Below are 19,028 nucleotides of genomic sequence, written 5' to 3'. Positions count from 1 at the left end.
GCGCAACGGAAGGCTCACGAGGATGCCGTCACGTTGGGTGCCGAGCGTGCTTGCCGCGTGGTCGACGCGGCCGGGTCATCACCTGGAGCACCCCGCCACGCGTGTGAGGGTTGCCGTCCGACCAGCCAGGGCTTTGCATCGGATCTCTTGACCAGCAGCGAGATTAGAGCCGCGCACGACAAAGCGTCAAGTTGTGGCACTGGAGATGAGACGTGGGCGAAGATTGTGACGTGCGACACGCGGGGTGGCTGATGCGGCGTCTTTCGCCGTCGAGGCTCGGGTGAGTGATTTCTTCACACCGCTTGGACGATCGTCTAGGTGGGTGATGAGTGTGACGTCGGTCACGCGCCGAGGGCCCCGGCGTCGTGTTCGACGACGTCCCACCCGGGCAGCACTTCGGTGACGTCCTGACCCAGCCGGACGCCACGTGCTCGGCTGGTTCGAGCGTGCGGGCGGTCTTCCGCGGCGGCCACCCGAAGAATGACTTCCGCACGATGGACACGTTCGTCAAGGTGCAGCGTCAGGTCGGCTCGTCGTGGGTCGACGTCCCCGACGACCACGACTGGGACACCTCGAACGTCTGGTCGCGCGAGGGAGTCTCGTACTCGCGATGCACCGTGGAGTGGCGCATACGTCGCGGCACGCCCGCAGGCACGTATCGCCTCGTGCAGCAGGGCAACTGGAAGAACGGCTGGAACGGCAAGGTCAGTGCCTACACCGGAACGAGCCGGGCCTTCCAGGTGCGCTGAGACGGCCGGTGCGCCGCGGTGGCCGGTTGATCGGCCACCGGCTCAGCGGCCGCCGTGCATGTCGTCGTCAGCGTGGCGGGAGGACGTCCGTCTGCGCGGGCAGGTCGGCGACGCCGACGGGGCACGTGACGCCCTTGAAGCCGTGGTTGCAGTAGCCGCCAGGGTGCTTGGACAGGTACTGCTGGTGGTACAGCTCCGCCGGCCAGAAGGGGCCCGCCTCGTCCGCCGGGCGCATCTCGGTCGTGATGGCGCCGCGACCCGCGTCGTCGAGTGCCTCCTGGAAGAGCGCGGACGTCTCGCGGGCAGCGCGCTCCTGCTGCGGCGTCGTCCAGTAGATCGCCGAGCGGTACTGCGTGCCGACGTCGTTGCCCTGCCGGTTCGCGGTCGTCGGGTCGTGGTTCTCCCAGAACGCCTTGAGCAGCTCGCGTTCGGACACGCGCGACGGGTCGTAGGCCACCATGACCGTCTCGGTGTGGCCCGTGCCGCCGCCACAGACATCTTCGTATGTCGGCTCGGTGGCGTGGCCGCCCATGTACCCGACGGCCGTGGTGACGACGCCCGGAATCTTCCAGAAGATGCGTTCGGCGCCCCAGAAGCAGCCCATCGCGACGTACAGGGTCGCCGAGCCGTCGGGCAGTTCGGAGAACATCGGCACGTCGAGGACGTCGTGCAGGTCGCTCGCCTCGGGCGTTCGGGTGTGCTTTCGAGTGAACATGAGGTGCCTTTCCTCGGGTTCCGAGACAACACCGCCGGCGGTCGAGGCATTCCGGCCCGAGCCTCCGCCGGCATGAACGGGTTGTCGCACGATCCAGGCGGACGCGCCGAAAAACCGGTTGCGTACGCAGCTGGTGCTGAGTGCAATGTCGCCATGCGCATTCGTCAGATCGGCCCGTCCGCCCCGCTGTTCGACGCCTGGGCGCAGGTGTTCATGACGGTGGGCCACGAGCAGTGGGGCAAGCACACGACCGCCTACCCCGCCGACGAGCTGCGCGCCATGTGGGGCAAGGAATCCGAGACGCGTCATGCGTTCGTCGCCGTCGAGGGGGAAGCCTCGTGCGACGACGACGCCGTTGGGGGAGCAGCCGACATCCAGGATGATGGCGTGGACACAGCAGCTGGCGTCGTCGGTGCCGCCGAGCTCGTCCTGCCGCGCCGCGACAACACCCGCCTCGCGTTTCTCCACCTCGACGTGCTGGCTCCCGCGCGACGACGGGGTGTCGGCTCGGCGTTGCTCTCAGCCGCGGAGGAGATCATGCAGGACGAGGGACGTACGACGGTCCTCGTCGAGACGCAGACGCCCGTCGGCCAGCCTGACGCCGCAGGCGCCTTCCTCGCTGCCCGAGGGTTCGCTCAGGCCCAGACGTGCGTGCGCAACGCTCAGCGTCTGCCGGTGAGCGACGCCGTCGCCGCACAGATGCGTGCCGCCCTCGCGTTCGACGACGAGTATGTCGTCGAGACGGCCGTCGACGACCTCCCGTCGCAGTGGCTCGAGGAGCGGGCCCGTTTCGGAGCGATGATGTCGACCGACACCCCGCTCGGTGACGTTGCGATCGAACCGGAGACGTGGGATGCCGCGCGGGTGCACGAGCTGTTCGACACCGCACGCGCTCAGGGCCGACGCGTCGTCGAGGCCGTGGCGTGGCACCGACCGAGCGGGCAGATGGCCGCGTTCACGCACGTCAGCGTTCCCGCGGAGACGCCTTGGATCGCCTACCAGGACGACACCCTCGTCGACGCCGCGCACCGTGGGCGCCGGCTCGGCTACCGGGTCAAGGCTGCGGTGTCGCTGCTGCTGGCGCAGGTCGCGCCGGGCGTCGAGGTGCAGCGCACCTGGAACGACGAGACGAACACCCACATGCTGCGGATCAACTCCGAGCTCGGCTACGAACGCGAGGGCACGATGATCGAATGGCAGAAGAGGCTTGCATGAGCCCGTCCGGTGCGCCCGTACGCGAGGTGCTCGGCATCGAGGTGACGCACGAGCAGCTGCTCCAGTGGCGCGCTTGGACGATGCCGGTCGATCAGCCGTTCGTCGTGCCCCGCAGCGTCGCGCACGACCTCGGCCTGCGCGACGAGCCCGAGCGGGTGACGTTCGAGCTCAAGGACACGTTCCTGCTGTACGGCGTGGACGACCAAGCCATCTGCTGGCTCGATCGCGCGGCGGCACGCGCCTTGCCTGCGTCTCTGAGGCGAGCGCAACCCACGCGTCACCTCTGGCGTAGCGGTGACGACGCGTCGGCCATCGCGCGCGACCTCGAGCGCGTCGTGGCATACGTCGTCGAGGGGCTGCGCGCGAGTCGTCATCGCGAGATCACCCAGCGGGCCTGGGCCAACATCGACGCCGTGCTGCCAGGCGCCCGTGAGATCGCGGGGACGTTCCCGCGCGCCAGCGGGCCCAACTGCTTCGGTGCCGTTCTCGCCGCGGCCGGCGTGGACGGCGCACGTGAGGAGTGGATGCAGCGCGAGCCGATCGAGGCGTGGCTGCGAGAGCGGACGCGGTTGCTGCCGCGTCATGACACCGACGACGGCCTTGGTGTCGTCCATGTCTGGCGCAACCCCGACGGCCTGATCGACCACGCGGCCGTCAGCCTGGGTGGTGGCTACGCGCTCCACAAGCCGTCGTGCGGATGGATGTCGCCGGCCAAGGTGCTGACGACGCGGGAACTCATGACGAGCGCCCGCGTTCCCGGGCGGCGCGTGCGCCGTCATCGTCTGCCGTGACGCCGTGATCGGGACGAATGGGCGGGGCGCGTGCGCACTCGGTAACCTGGGGCGCGTGACCGACGTGCTGACGATGCAAGATGCCCTGTTGACGCTGCAGAAGTACTGGACCGACCGCGGATGCATGGTCGTGCAGCCCTACAACACCGAGGTCGGTGCGGGGACGATGAACCCCAACACCGTCATGCGCGTGCTCGGGCCCGAGCCGTGGCACGTCGCGTACGTCGAGCCCTCCGTGCGCCCCGACGACAGCCGCTACGGCGAGAACCCGAACCGGCTGCAGACGCACACGCAGTTCCAGGTCATCCTCAAGCCCGACCCGGGCAACCCGCAGGAGCTCTACCTCGGCTCGCTCGAGGCGCTCGGCATCGACCTCGACGCGCACGACGTGCGCTTCGTCGAGGACAACTGGCAGCAGCCCGCCATCGGCGCGTGGGGCCTGGGTTGGGAGGTCTGGCTCGACGGCATGGAGGTCACGCAGTTCACATACTTCCAGCAGGTCGTCGGGCAGAACCTCGAGCCTGTCGCCGTCGAGCTGACGTACGGCATGGAGCGCATCCTCATGGCGCTGCAGGGCGTCACGCACTTCAAGGACATGGCGTACGCCGAGGGCATCAGCTACGGCGAGGTGTTCGCGCAGAACGAGTACGAGATGTCGCGCTACTACCTCGACGACGCCGACGTCGACGCGGCCCGCGCGTTCTTCAAGGAGTACACCGACGAGGCTCAGCGCCTCATCGACGCACGCCTGCCGGTGCCGGCGTGGACGTACGTGCTCAAGAGCTCGCACGCGTTCAACATCCTCGACAGCCGCGGCGCCGTCTCCACGACGGAGCGTGCGCGCTCGTTCTCCCTCATGCGCCGCCTCGCTCGCGAGACCGGTGCACTGTGGACCGAGCGTCGCGCCGAACTCGGTCACCCGCTGCTCAAGGGCGACGCGGCGACGTCACGCGTGCGTGAGCTGGCGGAGGCGGCCGCGTCGGCGCCCAACGTCACCCAGCCCGTCGAGGAGCCCGAACCGGCGCCCACCGCAGCCGAACTCGGCGACGCGCCGCAGACGTTCACGTTCGAGATCGGCGTCGAGGAGATGCCGCCGCACGTGCTCGACGCGACGATTCCCGCCGTGCGTGACGCCGTCACGTCGGCGCTCGCCGGCACCCGCCTCGAGCACGGCGACGTCGCCGTCGTCGGCACGCCGCGCCGCATCGTCGTCACCGTGCCCGGGGTCAGCGCGCACGAGCCGGACTCCGAGACCCTCGCCAAGGGCCCGAAGGTCGCGGCCGCCTACAAGGACGGTGCGCCGACGAAGGCCCTCGAGGGCTTCGCGCGCGGCAAGGGCGTCTCCGTCGACGACGTCGTCACCGCCGAGTTCGACGGTGCCGAGCACGTCGCCGTCAAGCAGACGCAGACGGGGCGCGGTGTGCTCGAGGTGCTCGGGGAGATCGTCGCCGACGTCGTCTCCGGCCTACGCAGCGACAAGAACATGAAGTGGAACGACCCGCAGCTGACGTTCAGCCGCCCGATCCGCTGGGTCGTCGCGCTGTGGGGCAAGCACGTCGTCCCCGCGACGGTGGGCTCACTCACCACGGGCCGCACGACGTACGTCGCGCGCACCGCAGCGCAGCCGCACGTCGACGTCGCCGCTGCCGACGAGCTCGTCCCGACGCTCGAAACGGCCGGTTTGGTGCTTGACCCGACCGCGCGACGCCGGCAGGTCGTCGACGGTGCCCTGGCGCTCGCGGAGAGCGTCGGCGGCACGATCGACATCGACGGCGAGGCGAGCCTCGTCGACGAGATCACGAACCTCGTCGAGGAGCCGCACGGTGTGCTCGGCACCTTCGAGGAGCGCTACCTCGAGCTGCCCGAGCAGATCCTTACCACCGTCATGCGCAAGCACCAGCGCTATCTGCCGGTGCGCGACGCCTCCGGCACGCTCATGCCGTACTTCGTCACGATGGCCAACGGCTCGATCGACGACGACGTCGTGCGCGCCGGCAACGAGTCAGTGCTGCGGGCCCGCTATGAGGACGCGGCGTTCTTCTGGGAGGCCGACCTCAAGGTTCCGCTCGACGACTTCCGCGCGCAGATCGACAAGCTGACGTTCGAGAACCGTCTCGGTTCGTTCGCGCAGCGTGCGGACCGCATCAAGGACGTGTCGACGAAACTCGCTGCGTCCGTTGAACTCACGGGCGATGAGCAGGCAACGTTGTCGCGTGCCGGCGCGCTCGCGAAGTTCGACCTGTCGACGGCGATGGTCGTCGAACTGTCGAGCCTCGCCGGAACGATGGCGCGCGAATACGCGCTGAAGGCGGGGGAGGCCCCGGCTGTGGCCGATGCCCTGTTCGAGATGGAGAAGCCGCGCTCGGCGGGCGACTCGCTGCCTGCATCAACGCCGGGCGCGCTGCTCGCGCTGGCCGACCGGTTCGATCTGCTCACCGCGATGTTCGCCATCGGCGCGAAGCCGACCGGCTCGTCCGACCCGTTCGCGCTGCGCCGCGCGGCGCTCGGCGTCGTGTCGATCCTGCGCGGTGTGCCGGCCGTGGCCGCCATCAGCGTGAGCGGCGGTCTCGACGCTGCCGCCGCGCGACTGCGTGAGCAGGGCGTCGAGGTCTCGGGCGAGGCGCTCGCGTCGGCGCTCGAGTTCGTCGAGGGCCGCTTCGGCCAGCAGCTGCGCGACGAAGGCGTCTCGGCGGCGCTCGTCACGGCCCTCAGCCCGAGCGCCGGAACGCCCGGTCGCGCGGCCGCGGTGCTCGCCGACGTCGAGGCTCTGCGCGATGACGAGGCGTTCCGCGCCCTCGTGCAGGTGACGCAGCGCATCACGCGCATCGTGCCTGCGGGCACCCAGCCGGGCTTCGATGCGTCCGTGCTCACCGACGAGGCCGAGAAGACGCTGGCTCCGCTCGTCGAGGCACTGCCCGACCACTCGGGTGACTCGCTGACGCAGTGGTTCGCGGACGCCTCGGGTCTCACCGAGCCGCTCAACAGGTTCTTCGACGACGTCCTCGTCATGGCTGACGATGAGGCGCTCAAGGCCGCTCGCCTCGGCCTGCTGCAGAGCGTCATCGCCAAGGCGCCGGCCGGCATCGACTACAAGGAACTCGACCGGGCGCTCGACGTCTGACCCGAGCGAACCCGATGGCCTCACCCCGTGTCGACGAGGTGGGGCCGTCGTCGTGTCCCGAGTGGCCGTGTGCAGTGCGGCCTTGGTGCCGGATTCGCACAACTTTCGGGGTTGTCGGTGCGCAGCACTAGGCTTGTCGGCATGACGCACGACAACGAGAACGCAGACCTCTCCGACCTCTCGACCCTCGGTTTCACGACCCGCGCGATCCACGCGGGGCAGGAGCCCGACCCGCGCACGGGCGCGGTCGTTCCGGCCATCTACCAGACCTCGACCTACAAGCAGGACGGCGTCGGCGGTCTGCGTGAGGGCTACGAGTACAGCCGCTCGGCCAATCCGACGCGCACTGCGCTCGAGGAGTGCATCGCCGCTCTCGAGGGCGGCGCCAAGGGTTTCGCGTTCGCCTCCGGTCTCGCGGGCTCGGACACCGTCATTCGCTCGATCCTGCGCCCGGGTGAGCACATGGTCATCCCCACCGACGCCTACGGCGGCACCTACCGCCTCGTCGACAAGGTGACGAAGAGCTGGGGCGTCGAGTACTCGACGGCACCCATCGCCGACGTCGACGCCGTGCGCGCCGCCGTCACCGACCAGACCAAGCTGATCTGGGTCGAGACTCCGACCAACCCCAAGCTCGGCATCGCCGACATCACGGCGCTCGCGGCCGTCGCGCACGAGGCGGGGGCACTGCTCGTCGTCGACAACACGTTCGCCTCGAGCTACCTGCAGCAGCCGATCGCGCTCGGCGCCGACATCGTCGTGCACTCGACGACGAAGTACTCGGGCGGCCACTCCGACGTCGTCGGGGGAGCGGTCGTCGTCGCGAAGAACATCGGCGTGCCCGAGTTCGAAGACGCCGCGGAGCGCATCGGCTTCCACCAGAACGCGATCGGCGCCATCTCCGGTCCGTTCGACAGCTGGCTGACGTTGCGCGGTCTCAAGACGCTGTCGGTGCGCATGGAGCGTCACTGCGACAACGCCGAGAAGATCGTCGAGTTCCTGGCGAGCCGTGACGACGTCACGAAGATCTACTACCCGGGCCTCGCCTCGCACCCGGGCCACGACGTCGCCGTCAAGCAGATGAAACGCTTCGGCGGCATGGTGAGCTTCGAGGTGGCCGGCGGCATGGAGCGCGCGCTCGAGGTCTGCAATGCCACGAAGATCTTCACCCTCGGCGAGAGCCTCGGCGGCGTCGAGTCGCTCATCGAGCACCCGGCGAAGATGACGCACGCCTCCGTCGCCGGCACGGACCTCGAGGTACCGGCCGCCCTCATCCGTCTCTCCGTGGGCATCGAGGAGGCCGACGACCTCGTCGCCGACCTGCGAAACGCACTCGACTCCTCGCGATGACCGGTGTCGTCGTGCGCCTCGTTCTCGCGGGGGTGGCGCTCGTCGCGGCGCTGTACCTGCTGCGTCGCGCTCGGGCGACGCGCGCCGCGTGGGCCCGCGACGAGGCCGGCATCACGCGGGCGGAACAGTGGTGGGCCGACACGCAGGGCGGCCCGTTCGACCAGGACCGCCCCGAGCCTCCGGCCGATGTCGTCGCCCACCTCGGGGCGCGGGGCCCGCGCAGTGATCTGCGTCGGCCACGGCCGGCCCAGGCCGAATGGGTCTGGGGCTGGCTGCTGCTCGGCGTCAGCGCGCTGCTGGCCATCTCCGTCGCGGCGCAGGTGACGACTGGCACCGTCTGAGGCGGACCAGCCGGCCGCGCACACCGGAGCCGGCGCACGCGTCGCGTCGGATGCACGAAGAGGGCAACCCCACCACGGGGTTGCCCTCTTCGTGTCGTGCCGAACGATGCGTCAGCCGGCGTACGGCTTCGCGTCGACGATCTTGACCTCGATCGTCTTGCCGTTCGGGGCGTCGTAGGAGGTCTCCTCGCCGACCTTCTTGCCCATGATCGCCTCACCGAGCGGCGACTGCTCGGAGTAGACGTCGATGTCGGCGTCCCCGGCGATCTCACGGCTGCCGAGCAGGAACGTCTCGGTGTCACCGAACATTTCGACGGTGACGACCATGCCGGAGTCGACGATGCCGTTGTCCTTCGGTGCCTCCCCGACGACGGCGTCGCGCAGCAGCGACTCGAGCTGGCGGATGCGGGCCTCCATCTTGCCCTGCTCCTCCTTGGCGGCGTGGTAGCCACCGTTCTCCTTGAGGTCGCCCTCCTCGCGCGCGGCTTCGATGCGCTTCGCGATGTCGGAACGGCCCTCTCCCTTGAGGTGCTCGAGTTCCGCCGAGAGACGGTCGTATGCGTCCTGCGTCAGGAAGCTGGAGGAGGTGGTGGTCTCGCTCACGGTCTTCTCCTTGCTGTGCTTTCGGGTCTCGCACGGTCTCCCGCACGAAAGAACAAGGCCAAGACGCTGCGGTGTCCGCCGGCGGCGGTGCGCGTCTCAGCCCAGGTGAAACCACCATTCTAGCGCCATGGCGCGAGAACGCACGTCGTCGACGGCTCTTGCGCGCGTCGTCAGCGGCAGAGTGTGCCGCGGCATCGACGCCGCGACGTCACTCGGCCTGAGCCTCCTCGCCCGTGTAGTGACACTCCTTGACGGTGCCCGAGACGGCGCGCGACGTGGTGCGCACGACGTCGGTGTAAGTCGTCGAGTCGTAGGGGCTCGGCTTGAGCGAGACCGACTTCGAACCGAGGACGTCGCGGCGGTCATTGAGCGCGATGAGCGTGCAGGTCACCGGCTTGTCCTTGTCGCTGGGGATGACGTCCCAGCTCACCTGGATGCGATCGTCGGAGAGCACCTTGAAGCCGTGTTGGTTCGCGGTGACCGTGTTCGACGTCCACTGGATGCCGAACCAGATGCAGAACGCCGTCATGAGGACCACGCCGAGCGTGCCGATGATCCACCACTTGCGTTGTTCGGCCCGTGGGCGTTCGAGGGGCACTCGCTCTCCTTTGTCACAATGGGTGCTTCGCGGGTTCGCCTGCGGAGCAGTTCAACAGGTCTCACGATACGAGGTGTCAGGTGGCAGGCGGATTCCGGCTCATGGCGGTGCACGCGCACCCGGACGACGAATCGAGCAAGGGCGCAGCGACGATGGCGCGCTACCTCGCCGAGGGGGACGACGTCACCGTCGTCACCTGCACCGGCGGCGAACGTGGTGACGTGCTCAACCCGCGCCTCGTCGACGACCCGCAGGTCAAGAGTGACCTCGTCGCGCTGCGTCGCGCGGAGATGGCGAAGGCGCGCGAGGTCGTCGGCTTCGAGCACGTCTGGCTGGGCTTCGTCGATTCGGGTCTGCCCGAGGGGGACCCGCTGCCGCCGCTGCCCGACGGATGCTTCGCGCTGGAGCCGCTCGACATCACCGTCGAGGCGCTCGTGCGGGTCATCCGCGAGCGCCGCCCCCACGTCGTCACGACGTACGACGAGAACGGCGGTTACCCGCACCCGGACCACATCATGACGCACGTCGTGACGATCGCCGCCGTCCGCGCGGCGGGCGATCCGGACGCCTACCCGCACGCCGGTGCGCCGTGGCAGCCGCTCAAGGTCTACTACGACCGCACCTTCACCCGCGCGAAGCTGAGCGCCTACCACGAGGCCCTCGTGAAGGACGGGCGCGATTCGCCGTACCCCGAATGGCTGGAGCGCCGCAGCGACCGGCCCGAGGGGCGCGTCACGACGCGGGTGCGCTGCGATGAGTGGTTCGACGTGCGCTCGCGCGCGTTGCTCGCCCACGCGACGCAGATCGACCCCGACGGCATGTTCTTCGCGCTCGACGCGCGCGAGCAGGGCGAGGCGTGGCCGACAGAGGAATGGGACCTCGCACTGAGCGCGGTGCCGCTCACCCCGGACGAGGACGACCTGTTCGCCGGGCTCGGATCACCCGAGCAGGCGGATGCACTCGCGACGAGCGGCGCTGTCACAATGGTGATCGACGACGTCGTCGAACGGAAGGAACACTGATGGGCGGCAACGAATCCGTCGAGGTCACCGCAGGCATCTGGGGTTTTCTCGTGCTCTTCGGCCTGGCGCTCGCGTGCTGGTTCCTGTTCCGTTCGATGAACACGCACCTGCGCAAGATGACGTTCACCGAGCGCGAGCAGAGCGTCGGCGCACGCGAGGCAGACTCCGCGCCGCGCGGGGACGACGACCCGATCGGCAGCGCACAGCACTGATCGTCGCGGCGCCGGGGCAGGCCACCTGCTCCGGCGTTGCTATCGTCAACCCAGCGCCACACCACGAGGAGGCAGCCATGCGCGGACCGGGCGACGTGCTGTACACCGCCTACGAGCGCCAACTCGTCAAGGGCCTGCCTCCTGAGCGTCTCCCGCGTCACGTCGGCCTCATGCTCGACGGAAACCGTCGCTGGGCGAAGAAGAGGGGCGCGAACACCGCGCACGGTCACAAGGCGGGCGCCGACAACATCGAACCGTTGCTCACGTGGTGCGAGGAGCTCGGCATCGAGGTCGTGACGCTGTGGTTGCTGTCGACCGACAACCTCAAGCGCAGCGAGACCGAGCTCGCGCCATTGCTCGCCATCATCGAGGACGTCGTCGACGAACTCTCCGCAGCCGGCAACCGCCGGTTCAACCTCGTCGGCGCCCTTGGGCTGCTGCCGGAGGCGACGCGCACCCGGCTGGAGAACGCCGTCAGCGCGACGCAGGACGGCGACGGAATGGTCGTCAACATCGCCGTCGGGTACGGCGGGCGTCAGGAGATCGTCGACGCTTTCCGCGCCATCCTGCTCGACGCGGCCGAGCGCGGTGAGGACATGACGCAGCTCGCGCAGCGTCTGACGATCGACAGCGTCGGCGACTACCTCTACACGAAGGGCCAGCCCGACCCGGATCTCGTCATCCGCACCTCGGGGGAGCAGCGCCTCGGCGGCTTCCTGCTGTGGCAGTCGGCGCACAGCGAGTTCTACTTCTGCGAAGCGTTCTGGCCCGACTTCCGTCGCGTCGACTTCCTGCGCGCGCTGCGCGCCTACGCCGAACGCGAGCGTCGTTTCGGGTCGTGACGCGTCGCTGCGGCGGCCATTCACGTGAAGTTCATGCAGGCTTCTCAGGCTGTCCGCCGACCTGCGGTGGCGCCGCCGTTAGCGTCGAGGACGAGGGGTGCACGACGGCTCCTCGCGGGCGCCCGGCCGGCGCGTTCGCACCCGTGACCCGAGGAATCGACGATGACCCTGGCGGACACCCTCACGACGGGGGGCGCCGCGGGCGCGCTCACCTCGACCACCCAGCTCGAATCGGGCCTCAGGCCCGGAACCGATGACGGCGCGACGACGAACGCCGCCGTCGCCCAGCGCGTCAAGACGTACGTGCTCGACACGTCCGTGCTGTTGTCCGACCCGCGCGCGTTCACCCGGTTCGCCGAGCACCACGTCGTGCTCCCAGTCGTCGTCGTCACCGAGCTCGAGGCCAAGCGTCATCACCCCGAGCTCGGCTACTATGCGCGTGAGTGCCTGCGCCTGCTCGACGACCTGCGCGTGCGTCACGGCCGCCTCGACCACCCCGTCCCGATCGGTGATGGCGGCACGCTGCGCGTCGAACTCAACCACACCGACCCCGCCGCCCTGCCCGCGGGTTTCCGGCTCGGTGACAACGACTCGCGCATCCTCGCGGTCGCCGCCAACTTCGCGGCCGAGGGCCACGACGTGACGGTGGTGAGCAAGGACCTGCCGATGCGCATCAAGGCGTCCGCAACCGGGCTGTCGGCCGATGAGTACCGCGCCGACGGGGTGCCCGACTCGGGGTGGACGGGCATCGTCGAACGCAGCGTCGACGCGAGTGAGATCGACACCCTGTACGCGACGGGGCGCGTCACGCTCGACGGCCTCGAGGATCTGCCCGTCAACACCGGCGTCATCCTGAGCGCCGACGGCGAGGCGTCCGGTTCGGCGCTCGGGCGCGTCATGCCGGGAAACGTGGTGAAGATCGTGCGCGGCGACCGCGACCTGTTCGGGTTGTATGGCCGCTCCGCCGAGCAGCGCATCGCCATCGACCTGTTGAGCGACCTCGACGTCGGCATCGTCAGCCTCGGCGGGAAGGCCGGCACCGGCAAGAGCGCGCTCGCGCTGTGCGCGGGCCTCGAGGCGGTCATGGAGCGTCGCGCGCACCGCAAGGTGATCGTCTTCCGCCCACTGTACGCCGTCGGCGGCCAGGAGCTCGGGTACTTGCCGGGCAGTGAGAACGACAAGATGGGCCCGTGGGCTCAGGCGGTGTTCGACACGCTCGGCGCCGTCGTGAGCAAGGAGGTCGTCGACGAGATCATCGCGCGCGACCTGCTCGAGGTGCTGCCACTGACGCACATCCGTGGGCGTTCGCTGCACGACGCGTTCGTCATCGTCGACGAGGCGCAGTCGTTGGAGCGCAACGTGCTGCTGACGGTGCTGTCGCGCATGGGCCAGAACTCGCGCGTCGTGCTGACGCATGACGTCGCGCAGCGCGACAACCTGCGGGTGGGGCGCCATGACGGCATCGCCGCGGTCGTCGAGAAGCTTAAGGGGCACGCACTGTTCGGGCACGTGACGTTGACGCGGTCGGAACGCAGCCCCATCGCGGCGCTCGTGACGTCGGTGCTCGCGAACTGACGGCCGGCGCGTGGGCTGATCGTGTCGCCGACGCGCGGGGCCTGACGGGGTCTGGCCGCGTGCCCGCTGCGTTCGATGTGAGCCGGTGGCAGCGGTGTCGGTGTGGCGCGCGCGCAGTGGGCTCGTGACTGGGTAGCGTGTGCTTCGACGATCCGCCGCGGGGAGGTGGCGGGTCACCGATCGTGAGGAAGGCTCGACCGTGCGTCTCGTCCAGAACAAGCTCTTCGGGATCGCGTATTGGGTTGTCGCGTTCGTCGCGACGGTCTTCGCCGCGGTCAGTGCCGGGAAGGCGTCGTCGGGTGCGGCGCCGGAGTTCGGGGAGAGCAAGCGCACGGGCGTCGGCTCGCAGTTCCTGTTCGGCGCGGGGGGTGGCTTGCTCGCGGGTCTCGCGGTGGCGGCGCTGTTCGCCGTCGTCTGGATGGCGTTGTGGGCGGCGGATCGCCGTCGTCACCCGGATGAGGAGTCGCGCGACGACTTCGACACGCTCGACGATCTGGATGACGACTTCGACGCGGCCGAGCGCCGCCACGGGGCCTTCGACCAGGACGACGAGGTCTTCGAGCGCGACGACGTCCCCGACCGTTTCGATTCCCACGAGCACGCCCGCACCCACTGACCCGTCAGGGGTGCAGGACCGCCTTGCCCGCAGACCACCAGCTTGACGGCCGCATCGGTACGCGCCGGTGCAGGTGCGCGAGTTGCTCTGACGTCCCGCTCGCCGACCGCTCATTGCGCAGGCAACCTTGCGTGATGGCGACGAGGGCCATCACAGCTTCCTCAGTTTGACGCTGTCGACGGCGTGGTTGCTGCTCTTGCGCAGGATGGCGGTGGCGCGGCCGCGGGTGGGTTGGACGTTGTCGATGAGGTTGGGCAGGTTGATGCTCTCCCAGATGCGGGTGGCGAGGGTGACGGCTTCGTCGTCGTCGAGTCGGGCGTAGCGGTGGAAGTAGGAGTCGGGGTCGGCGAACGCAGTTTCGCGTAGGCGCAGGAACCGGTTGATGTACCACTCGCGGATGTCGGTTTCGCGGGCGTCGACGTAGACGCTGAAGTCGAAGAAGTCGCTGACGGTGAGCGTCGAGCGGGTGGGTTGCCCGGGCGTCGAGACGGGTGGTTGCAGGACGTTGAGGCCTTCGACGATGAGGATGTCGGGTTGGCGCACGACGATCTTCTCGTCCGGCACGATGTCGTAGACGAGGTGGCTGTAGACGGGCGCTTCGACTTCCGCCTTGCCGCCCTTGACCTCGGCGACGAAGCGGACGAGGGCGCGTCGGTCGTAGCTCTCGGGGAAGCCTTTGCGGTCCATGATGCCGCGGCGTTCGAGTTCGGCGTTGGGGTAGAGGAAGCCGTCGGTGGTGATGAGTTCGACGCGGGGCGTGTCGGGCCAGCGCGCGAGCAGTTCTTGCAGGACGCGGGCGGTCGTCGACTTGCCGACGGCGACGGAGCCGGCGACGCCGATGATGAAGGGCGTCTTGGCGGGGCGTTCCTGGAGGAAGTCCGTCGTCGTGCGGTGCAGGTTCTGCGTCGCGGCGGCGTAGAAGTTGAGCAGGCGCGAAAGGGGAAGGTAGACGTCCTCGACCTCGGCGAGGTCGATGCGTTCGCCGAGCCCGGCGAGGCGGCGCACGTCGTCGCTCGTCAGGTCGATGGGGTGGGTGTCGCGCAGGCGGGCCCAGTCGGCTCGGGTGAGTTCGACGTAGGGGCTCGGCAGCGGCGGGTGGTGGGCGCGGGTCACGGTGTCATTGTGCCAAGTCCGTGCGGGGACGGCTTCGTGAACGTTCGGGGATTCGTGGGCGGCGCGCGCGTGCCGGTAGTCTGAATCGTATGTGTGGAATCGTTGGATACGTCGGCTCGAAGGTCGACGAGCGCGCTGAGGCCGTCGTCATGGAGGGCCTCGCCCGCCTCGAGTACCGCGGCTACGACTCGGCCGGCATCGCCCTGGTGACGGGCGATCACGTCTCGACGGCGAAGAAGGCCGGCAAGCTGGCCAACCTGCGCGCCGAGCTGGAGAACCACCCGCTTCCCGCGAGTGCGACCGGCATCGGTCACACGCGCTGGGCGACGCACGGTGGCCCGACGGACGCGAACGCCCACCCGCACCGTGGCGGCACGGACGGCAAGCTGGCGCTCATCCACAACGGCATCATCGAGAACTTCCACCCGCTGCGCGCGCAGCTGCTCGAGGACGGCGTCGAGTTCGCGTCCGAGACGGACACCGAGGTCGTCGCGCACCTTCTCGCGAAGGCGTACGCGGGCGATCTGAAGGCCGCGATGCTCGAGGTCGTCAACCGTCTCGAGGGCGCGTTCACGCTCCTCGCCGTGCACGCCGACAGCCCGAACCAGGTCGTCGCGGCGCGCCGCAACTCGCCGCTCGTCATCGGCCTCGGTGAGGGCGAGAACTTCCTCGGCTCCGACGTCGCCGCCTTCATCGGGTACACCAAGGAGGCGATGGAGGTCGACCAGGACCAGGTCGTCGTCATCACCCCCGAGGCCGTCGAGGTGTGCAACTTCGACGGTTCCGCGGCGCAGGGCAAGACGTTCCACGTCGACTGGGACGCGGCGTCCGCCGAGAAGGGCGGCTACGACACGTTCATGGAGAAGGAGATCTTCGACCAGCCGGACGCGGTGCGCGACACGCTGCTCGGCCGTACGGACGAGGCGGGGCGCCTGACGCTCGACGAGATCCGCATCTCCGAAGAGGACCTCAAGGCCATCGACCGCATCACGATCGTCGCGTGTGGCACCGCCGCGTACGCGGGCATGGTCGCCAAGTACGCGATCGAGCACTGGACGCGCATCCCGGTCGAGGTGTCGCTCGCGCACGAGTTCCGCTACTGCGACCCGATCGTCTCCGAGCGCACGCTGGTCGTGTCGATCTCGCAGTCGGGCGAGACGATGGACACGCTCATGGCCGTCAAGCACGCCAAGGAGCTCGGCGCCCGCACGCTGTCGATCTGCAACACGCACGGCGCGACGATTCCGCGCGAGTCCGACGCCGTGCTCTACACGCACGCCGGCCCGGAGATCGCGGTCGCCTCGACGAAGGCGTTCCTCGCGCAGATCACGGCCTGCTACATCCTCGGCCTCTACCTCGCGCAGCTGCGCGGCGGCACGTACGCCGACGACGCGGCCAAGGTCATGGGTGAGCTGCAGGAGATGCCGGCCAAGATCGAGGAGGTGCTCGGCCACCTCGAGCGCACCCGCGAGATCGCCCGCTTCATGGCCGACACCCGCTCGGTGCTGTTCCTCGGCCGCAACGTCGGCTACCCGATCGCGATGGAGGGTGCGCTCAAGCTCAAGGAGCTCGCCTACATCCACGCCGAGGGCTTCGCCGCCGGTGAGCTCAAGCATGGCCCGATCGCGCTGATCGACGCTGGGCAGCCGGTGTTCATCGTGGTGCCCGGACCCGACACGCCGCACGGTCTGCACGGCAAGGTCGTCTCCAACATCCAGGAGATCCGTGCGCGCGGCGCACGTACGCTCGTCATCGCGGAGGAGGGCGACGAAGCCGTCGTGCCGTTCGCGGACGAGGTCATCCGCATCCCGAAGTCGGCTCCGCTGCTCGCACCGCTGCTCGCCATCGTGCCGCTGCAGGTGTTCTCCCTCGAACTGTCGACGGCCAAGGGCCTCGACGTCGACCAGCCGCGCAACCTGGCCAAGAGCGTCACCGTGGAGTGACGCGCGCCGACGCCGACGGGGCGCTCCCACCATCATGTGGGGGCGCCCCGTCGTATGCCGGCGACCAGCGTCGCGAGGCCCGGTCGCCCTGTTCGTCAACGACGGCGCCGTGTTGCTCGGGGGCTCGGTCTCGAGGCGACAAGTGATTGACTGAACTCATGATCGTGGGAGTGGGCATCGACGTCGTCGAGATCGACCGGTTCGCCGAGACACTGAAAAGCTCGCCCGGAATGCGTGAGCGCTTGTTCACACCGCTGGAGCGTGATCTGCACGTGCGCTCGCTCGCGGCCCGGTTCGCGGCGAAGGAGGCGTTGAGCAAGGCGCTCGGCGCGCCGCCCGGGATGAGCTGGCAGGACGCGGAGGTCGACACCAACGCGCAGGGGCAACCGTTCCTGCGCACGGGCGGGACGGTCGCCTCCCGCATGGACGACCTCGGTGTCGACGCTCTGCACCTCTCGCTGACTCACGACGGTGGCATCGCGTCGGCCGTCGTCATCGCGGAGGCATGACGATGAGTTGCACTACGGGTTACGGCAGCTGGGGCGACGGTGGCTTCGCGTCGGCCGTCGGGCGAGGAGGCATGACGATGGAGAACGACATCGAGTACGTCGGGCGGCTCGACGGTGACGACCTGCTGCGGACGGCGTCGGTGACGTGGGTTCGTGAGGCGGAGAAGGCGAGCGGCGAGCTGCTGACGAGCGGCACGCTCATGCAGCGCGCTGCCGCTGCGGTGGCGCGCGTCGTCGCCGATGAGGTGCGCAGGCTTCGCGCTGACCGCGTCGTCGTGCTCGTCGGGCCTGGGAACAACGGCGGTGACGCGCTGTTCGCTGCCCGTGACCTCGCGCGCGACTTCGGAGTGCGTGCCGACGTCGTGCTCGTCGCCGGCAGAGCGCACGAGGAGGGTCTCGCCGCGGTGCGCGACGCGGGTCTCGACGTCATCGAGCACCCGCATGGGCCGCACAGCGAGTGCGGTGGCGAACACTGCGACGGGCCACGCTCGCTGCAGACCATCACGGCCGCGGACCTCGTCGTCGACGGCATTCTGGGCATCGGCGCGCGCGCCTCGCGGGGCTTGAGCGGCTCGCATGGCGAGGACGACTCGGACGCGGCGCCGTGGGCATCTGCCGTACGGGCGATCGGGCGCGAGACGCGCGTCGTCGCCGTCGACTGCCCGACACCTGGCATCACGGCTGACCGCACGGTGACGTTCGGAGCACTCAAGACGTCGATGCTGCTCGACCCACGCGCGGCGGGTGAGGTGGGAGTCGTCGACATCGGGCTCGCCGAGCTCGACGGTCTGAGCACCGATGCGCTGCGATGGAGCGTGCAGCAGTATGCGGGGCGCTGGCCGATTCCTGGAGCTCACGACCACAAGTACACGCGCGGCGTCGTCGGCATGGCGACGGGCAGCAACGCGTTTCCCGGTGCGGCGGTACTTGGGACGGTGGCGGCCGCGACGGCCGGCGCCGGCATGGTGCGGTACGTGGGGCCGTCACGTCCGTCCGACCTCGTGCTCGCCGCCGTCCCCGAGGCTGTCCACGGCATGGGCCGGGTGCAGGCCTGGGTCGTTGGCTCTGGCATCGATGGCGTGAGCGAGCGCGAGAAGAACTCCGAACGCTACGAGAGCGCGATAGAGGTGCTCGGCAAGGCTGTTCCCGTCGTCATCGACGCCGGCGCGCTGACATGGCTCGACGAGATCGAGCGGCCCGAGGGCAGCGTCACCGTCATCACGCCGCATGCGGGAGAACTCGCGTCAGCGCTGGCGCTGCTCGGCATCACCGACGACGGTGACGAGGTGACGCGTGAGGCCGTCGAAGCCGACCCCGTGCGGTGGGCTCGTCGCATGGCCGACGGGACGGGATACGTCGTGCTGCTCAAGGGCGGCGCGACCGTCATCGCGCGTCCGGCGCAACGATCAGCCGATGGCATCACGCACGACCGGGCTGTCTTCGTCGAGAACCGCTCACCGAACTGGCTCGCGACGGCCGGGACGGGCGACGTCCTCGCGGGGATCGTCGGGGTGGCGCTCGCAGCGGGGATCGAGGCGTCGGCAGCATGCGCCGTCGCGACGTACATCCACGGGCGGGCGGCGCACCTGGCCAACCCCGGCGGCCCGGTGCGGGCGCTCGACGTCGCCTCGAACGTCGGACGCGCCATCGCCGAGCTCGTCGAGATCAAGACGAGATTCGACGACGACCTGCACGCCGGCCGCCTCTGACGTC

Annotated in this window: 18 protein-coding genes and 1 riboswitch; of the genes, 14 read left to right on the top strand and 4 right to left on the bottom strand. The window is 69.4% G+C overall.

Features of this window, described 5'->3' with window-relative positions; genetic code table 11:
- Nucleotides 1-41 precede the first annotated feature (41 nt).
- Nucleotides 42-153, bottom strand: a riboswitch (SAM riboswitch).
- Between the two features lie 212 nt (nt 154-365).
- A complete protein-coding gene (locus ABH936_RS05120; protein ID WP_404602762.1) occupies nt 366-749 on the top strand; it encodes a neutral/alkaline non-lysosomal ceramidase C-terminal domain-containing protein in 384 nt (127 codons plus the stop codon).
- A gap of 67 nt (nt 750-816) precedes the next feature.
- On the opposite strand, the gene msrA is transcribed toward ABH936_RS05120, so the two are convergent.
- Nucleotides 817-1,464: a peptide-methionine (S)-S-oxide reductase MsrA gene (msrA, locus tag ABH936_RS05115; RefSeq protein ID WP_006944083.1), complete on the bottom strand. Its 648-nt coding sequence runs from the start codon at nt 1,462-1,464 to the stop codon at nt 817-819.
- A gap of 153 nt (nt 1,465-1,617) precedes the next feature.
- Here msrA and ABH936_RS05110 point away from each other — a divergent pair, with 153 nt between their 5' ends.
- The 5 genes from ABH936_RS05110 to ABH936_RS05090 all read left to right on the top strand — a co-directional run bounded on the left by ABH936_RS05110 (nt 1,618) and on the right by ABH936_RS05090 (nt 8,282).
- Complete coding sequence (locus ABH936_RS05110) at nt 1,618-2,679, top strand: GNAT family N-acetyltransferase (protein ID WP_074040273.1); 1,062 nt, start codon at nt 1,618-1,620, stop codon at nt 2,677-2,679.
- A complete protein-coding gene (locus ABH936_RS05105; RefSeq protein WP_074040274.1) occupies nt 2,676-3,470 on the top strand; it encodes a hypothetical protein in 795 nt (264 codons plus the stop codon). The genes ABH936_RS05110 and ABH936_RS05105 overlap by 4 nt, the downstream gene beginning before the upstream one ends.
- A 55-nt stretch (nt 3,471-3,525) precedes the next feature.
- Entirely contained in the window at nt 3,526-6,591 is a 3,066-nt protein-coding gene (locus tag ABH936_RS05100; RefSeq protein ID WP_404602761.1) for a glycine--tRNA ligase, read from the top strand.
- A 141-nt stretch (nt 6,592-6,732) separates the two neighbouring features.
- The gene (locus ABH936_RS05095) at nt 6,733-7,941 is read left to right on the top strand and encodes a cystathionine gamma-synthase (RefSeq protein ID WP_404602760.1); all 1,209 of its coding nucleotides are present in this window, start codon (nt 6,733-6,735) and stop codon (nt 7,939-7,941) included.
- Entirely contained in the window at nt 7,938-8,282 is a 345-nt protein-coding gene (locus tag ABH936_RS05090; RefSeq protein ID WP_404602759.1) for a hypothetical protein, read from the top strand. Before ABH936_RS05095 ends, ABH936_RS05090 begins: the two co-directional genes overlap by 4 nt.
- A 111-nt stretch (nt 8,283-8,393) precedes the next feature.
- Here ABH936_RS05090 and greA read toward each other — a convergent pair whose 3' ends face one another.
- Complete coding sequence (gene greA, locus ABH936_RS05085) at nt 8,394-8,885, bottom strand: transcription elongation factor GreA (RefSeq protein WP_006944071.1); 492 nt, start codon at nt 8,883-8,885, stop codon at nt 8,394-8,396.
- Between the two features lie 208 nt (nt 8,886-9,093).
- Nucleotides 9,094-9,483 (bottom strand): DUF4307 domain-containing protein, encoded by a 390-nt coding sequence (locus tag ABH936_RS05080; protein ID WP_062257864.1) that lies wholly within the window; start codon nt 9,481-9,483, stop codon nt 9,094-9,096.
- Between the two features lie 80 nt (nt 9,484-9,563).
- On the opposite strand from ABH936_RS05080, the gene mca reads away from it, so the two are divergent.
- The 5 genes from mca (at nt 9,564) to ABH936_RS05055 (ending at nt 13,750) form a co-directional block, all read left to right on the top strand.
- Complete coding sequence (mca, locus tag ABH936_RS05075; RefSeq protein WP_051806090.1) at nt 9,564-10,505, top strand: mycothiol conjugate amidase Mca; 942 nt, start codon at nt 9,564-9,566, stop codon at nt 10,503-10,505.
- Entirely contained in the window at nt 10,505-10,717 is a 213-nt protein-coding gene (locus ABH936_RS05070) for a hypothetical protein (protein ID WP_006944099.1), read from the top strand. Before mca ends, ABH936_RS05070 begins: the two co-directional genes overlap by 1 nt.
- Before the next feature lie 77 nt (nt 10,718-10,794).
- Nucleotides 10,795-11,559, top strand: a complete 765-nt coding sequence (locus ABH936_RS05065; protein WP_006944141.1) for an isoprenyl transferase — start codon at nt 10,795-10,797, stop codon at nt 11,557-11,559.
- Between the two features lie 162 nt (nt 11,560-11,721).
- On the top strand, nt 11,722-13,134 hold the full coding sequence (locus ABH936_RS05060; protein WP_038569139.1) for a PhoH family protein: 1,413 nt from the start codon (nt 11,722-11,724) through the stop codon (nt 13,132-13,134).
- Between the two features lie 199 nt (nt 13,135-13,333).
- Entirely contained in the window at nt 13,334-13,750 is a 417-nt protein-coding gene (locus tag ABH936_RS05055; protein ID WP_038569137.1) for a hypothetical protein, read from the top strand.
- A gap of 150 nt (nt 13,751-13,900) precedes the next feature.
- On the opposite strand, the gene coaA is transcribed toward ABH936_RS05055, so the two are convergent.
- On the bottom strand, nt 13,901-14,863 hold the full coding sequence (coaA, locus tag ABH936_RS05050; protein ID WP_006944139.1) for a type I pantothenate kinase: 963 nt from the start codon (nt 14,861-14,863) through the stop codon (nt 13,901-13,903).
- 89 nt (nt 14,864-14,952) lie between these two features.
- On the opposite strand from coaA, the gene glmS reads away from it, so the two are divergent.
- The 3 genes from glmS (at nt 14,953) to ABH936_RS05035 (ending at nt 19,024) form a co-directional block, all read left to right on the top strand.
- Nucleotides 14,953-16,806, top strand: a complete 1,854-nt coding sequence (gene glmS / locus ABH936_RS05045; RefSeq protein ID WP_038569134.1) for a glutamine--fructose-6-phosphate transaminase (isomerizing) — start codon at nt 14,953-14,955, stop codon at nt 16,804-16,806.
- Nucleotides 16,807-16,964: 158 nt separating this feature from the next.
- Nucleotides 16,965-17,315 carry a holo-ACP synthase gene (locus ABH936_RS05040; RefSeq protein ID WP_165584374.1) on the top strand — a complete coding sequence of 117 codons (351 nt, stop codon included), beginning with the start codon at nt 16,965-16,967 and terminating at the stop codon, nt 17,313-17,315.
- A 2-nt stretch (nt 17,316-17,317) separates the two neighbouring features.
- A complete protein-coding gene (locus ABH936_RS05035) occupies nt 17,318-19,024 on the top strand; it encodes a bifunctional ADP-dependent NAD(P)H-hydrate dehydratase/NAD(P)H-hydrate epimerase (protein WP_235181939.1) in 1,707 nt (568 codons plus the stop codon).
- Nucleotides 19,025-19,028: the final 4 nt, after the last annotated feature.

Source organism: Dermacoccus sp. GAS27A, from assembly GCF_044909235.1.
In the GTDB taxonomy this organism is placed as follows: Bacteria; Actinomycetota; Actinomycetes; order Actinomycetales; family Dermatophilaceae; genus Dermacoccus; species Dermacoccus nishinomiyaensis.
This window is presented reverse-complemented; position numbering and strand designations above follow the sequence as displayed.

Bases quoted from the DNA above. Each gene is read 5' to 3' on its own strand.
- msrA (WP_006944083.1), bottom strand. From the start codon at position 1,464: ATGTTCACTCGAAAGCACACCCGAACGCCCGAGGCGAGCGACCTGCAC.
- ABH936_RS05110 (WP_074040273.1), top strand. From the start codon at position 1,618: ATGCGCATTCGTCAGATCGGCCCGTCCGCCCCGCTGTTCGACGCCTGG.
- ABH936_RS05105 (WP_074040274.1), top strand. From the start codon at position 2,676: ATGAGCCCGTCCGGTGCGCCCGTACGCGAGGTGCTCGGCATCGAGGTG.
- ABH936_RS05095 (WP_404602760.1), top strand. From the start codon at position 6,733: ATGACGCACGACAACGAGAACGCAGACCTCTCCGACCTCTCGACCCTC.
- ABH936_RS05090 (WP_404602759.1), top strand. From the start codon at position 7,938: ATGACCGGTGTCGTCGTGCGCCTCGTTCTCGCGGGGGTGGCGCTCGTC.
- ABH936_RS05070 (WP_006944099.1), top strand. From the start codon at position 10,505: ATGGGCGGCAACGAATCCGTCGAGGTCACCGCAGGCATCTGGGGTTTT.
- ABH936_RS05065 (WP_006944141.1), top strand. From the start codon at position 10,795: ATGCGCGGACCGGGCGACGTGCTGTACACCGCCTACGAGCGCCAACTC.
- ABH936_RS05060 (WP_038569139.1), top strand. From the start codon at position 11,722: ATGACCCTGGCGGACACCCTCACGACGGGGGGCGCCGCGGGCGCGCTC.
- glmS (WP_038569134.1), top strand. From the start codon at position 14,953: ATGTGTGGAATCGTTGGATACGTCGGCTCGAAGGTCGACGAGCGCGCT.
- ABH936_RS05040 (WP_165584374.1), top strand. From the start codon at position 16,965: ATGATCGTGGGAGTGGGCATCGACGTCGTCGAGATCGACCGGTTCGCC.
- ABH936_RS05035 (WP_235181939.1), top strand. From the start codon at position 17,318: ATGAGTTGCACTACGGGTTACGGCAGCTGGGGCGACGGTGGCTTCGCG.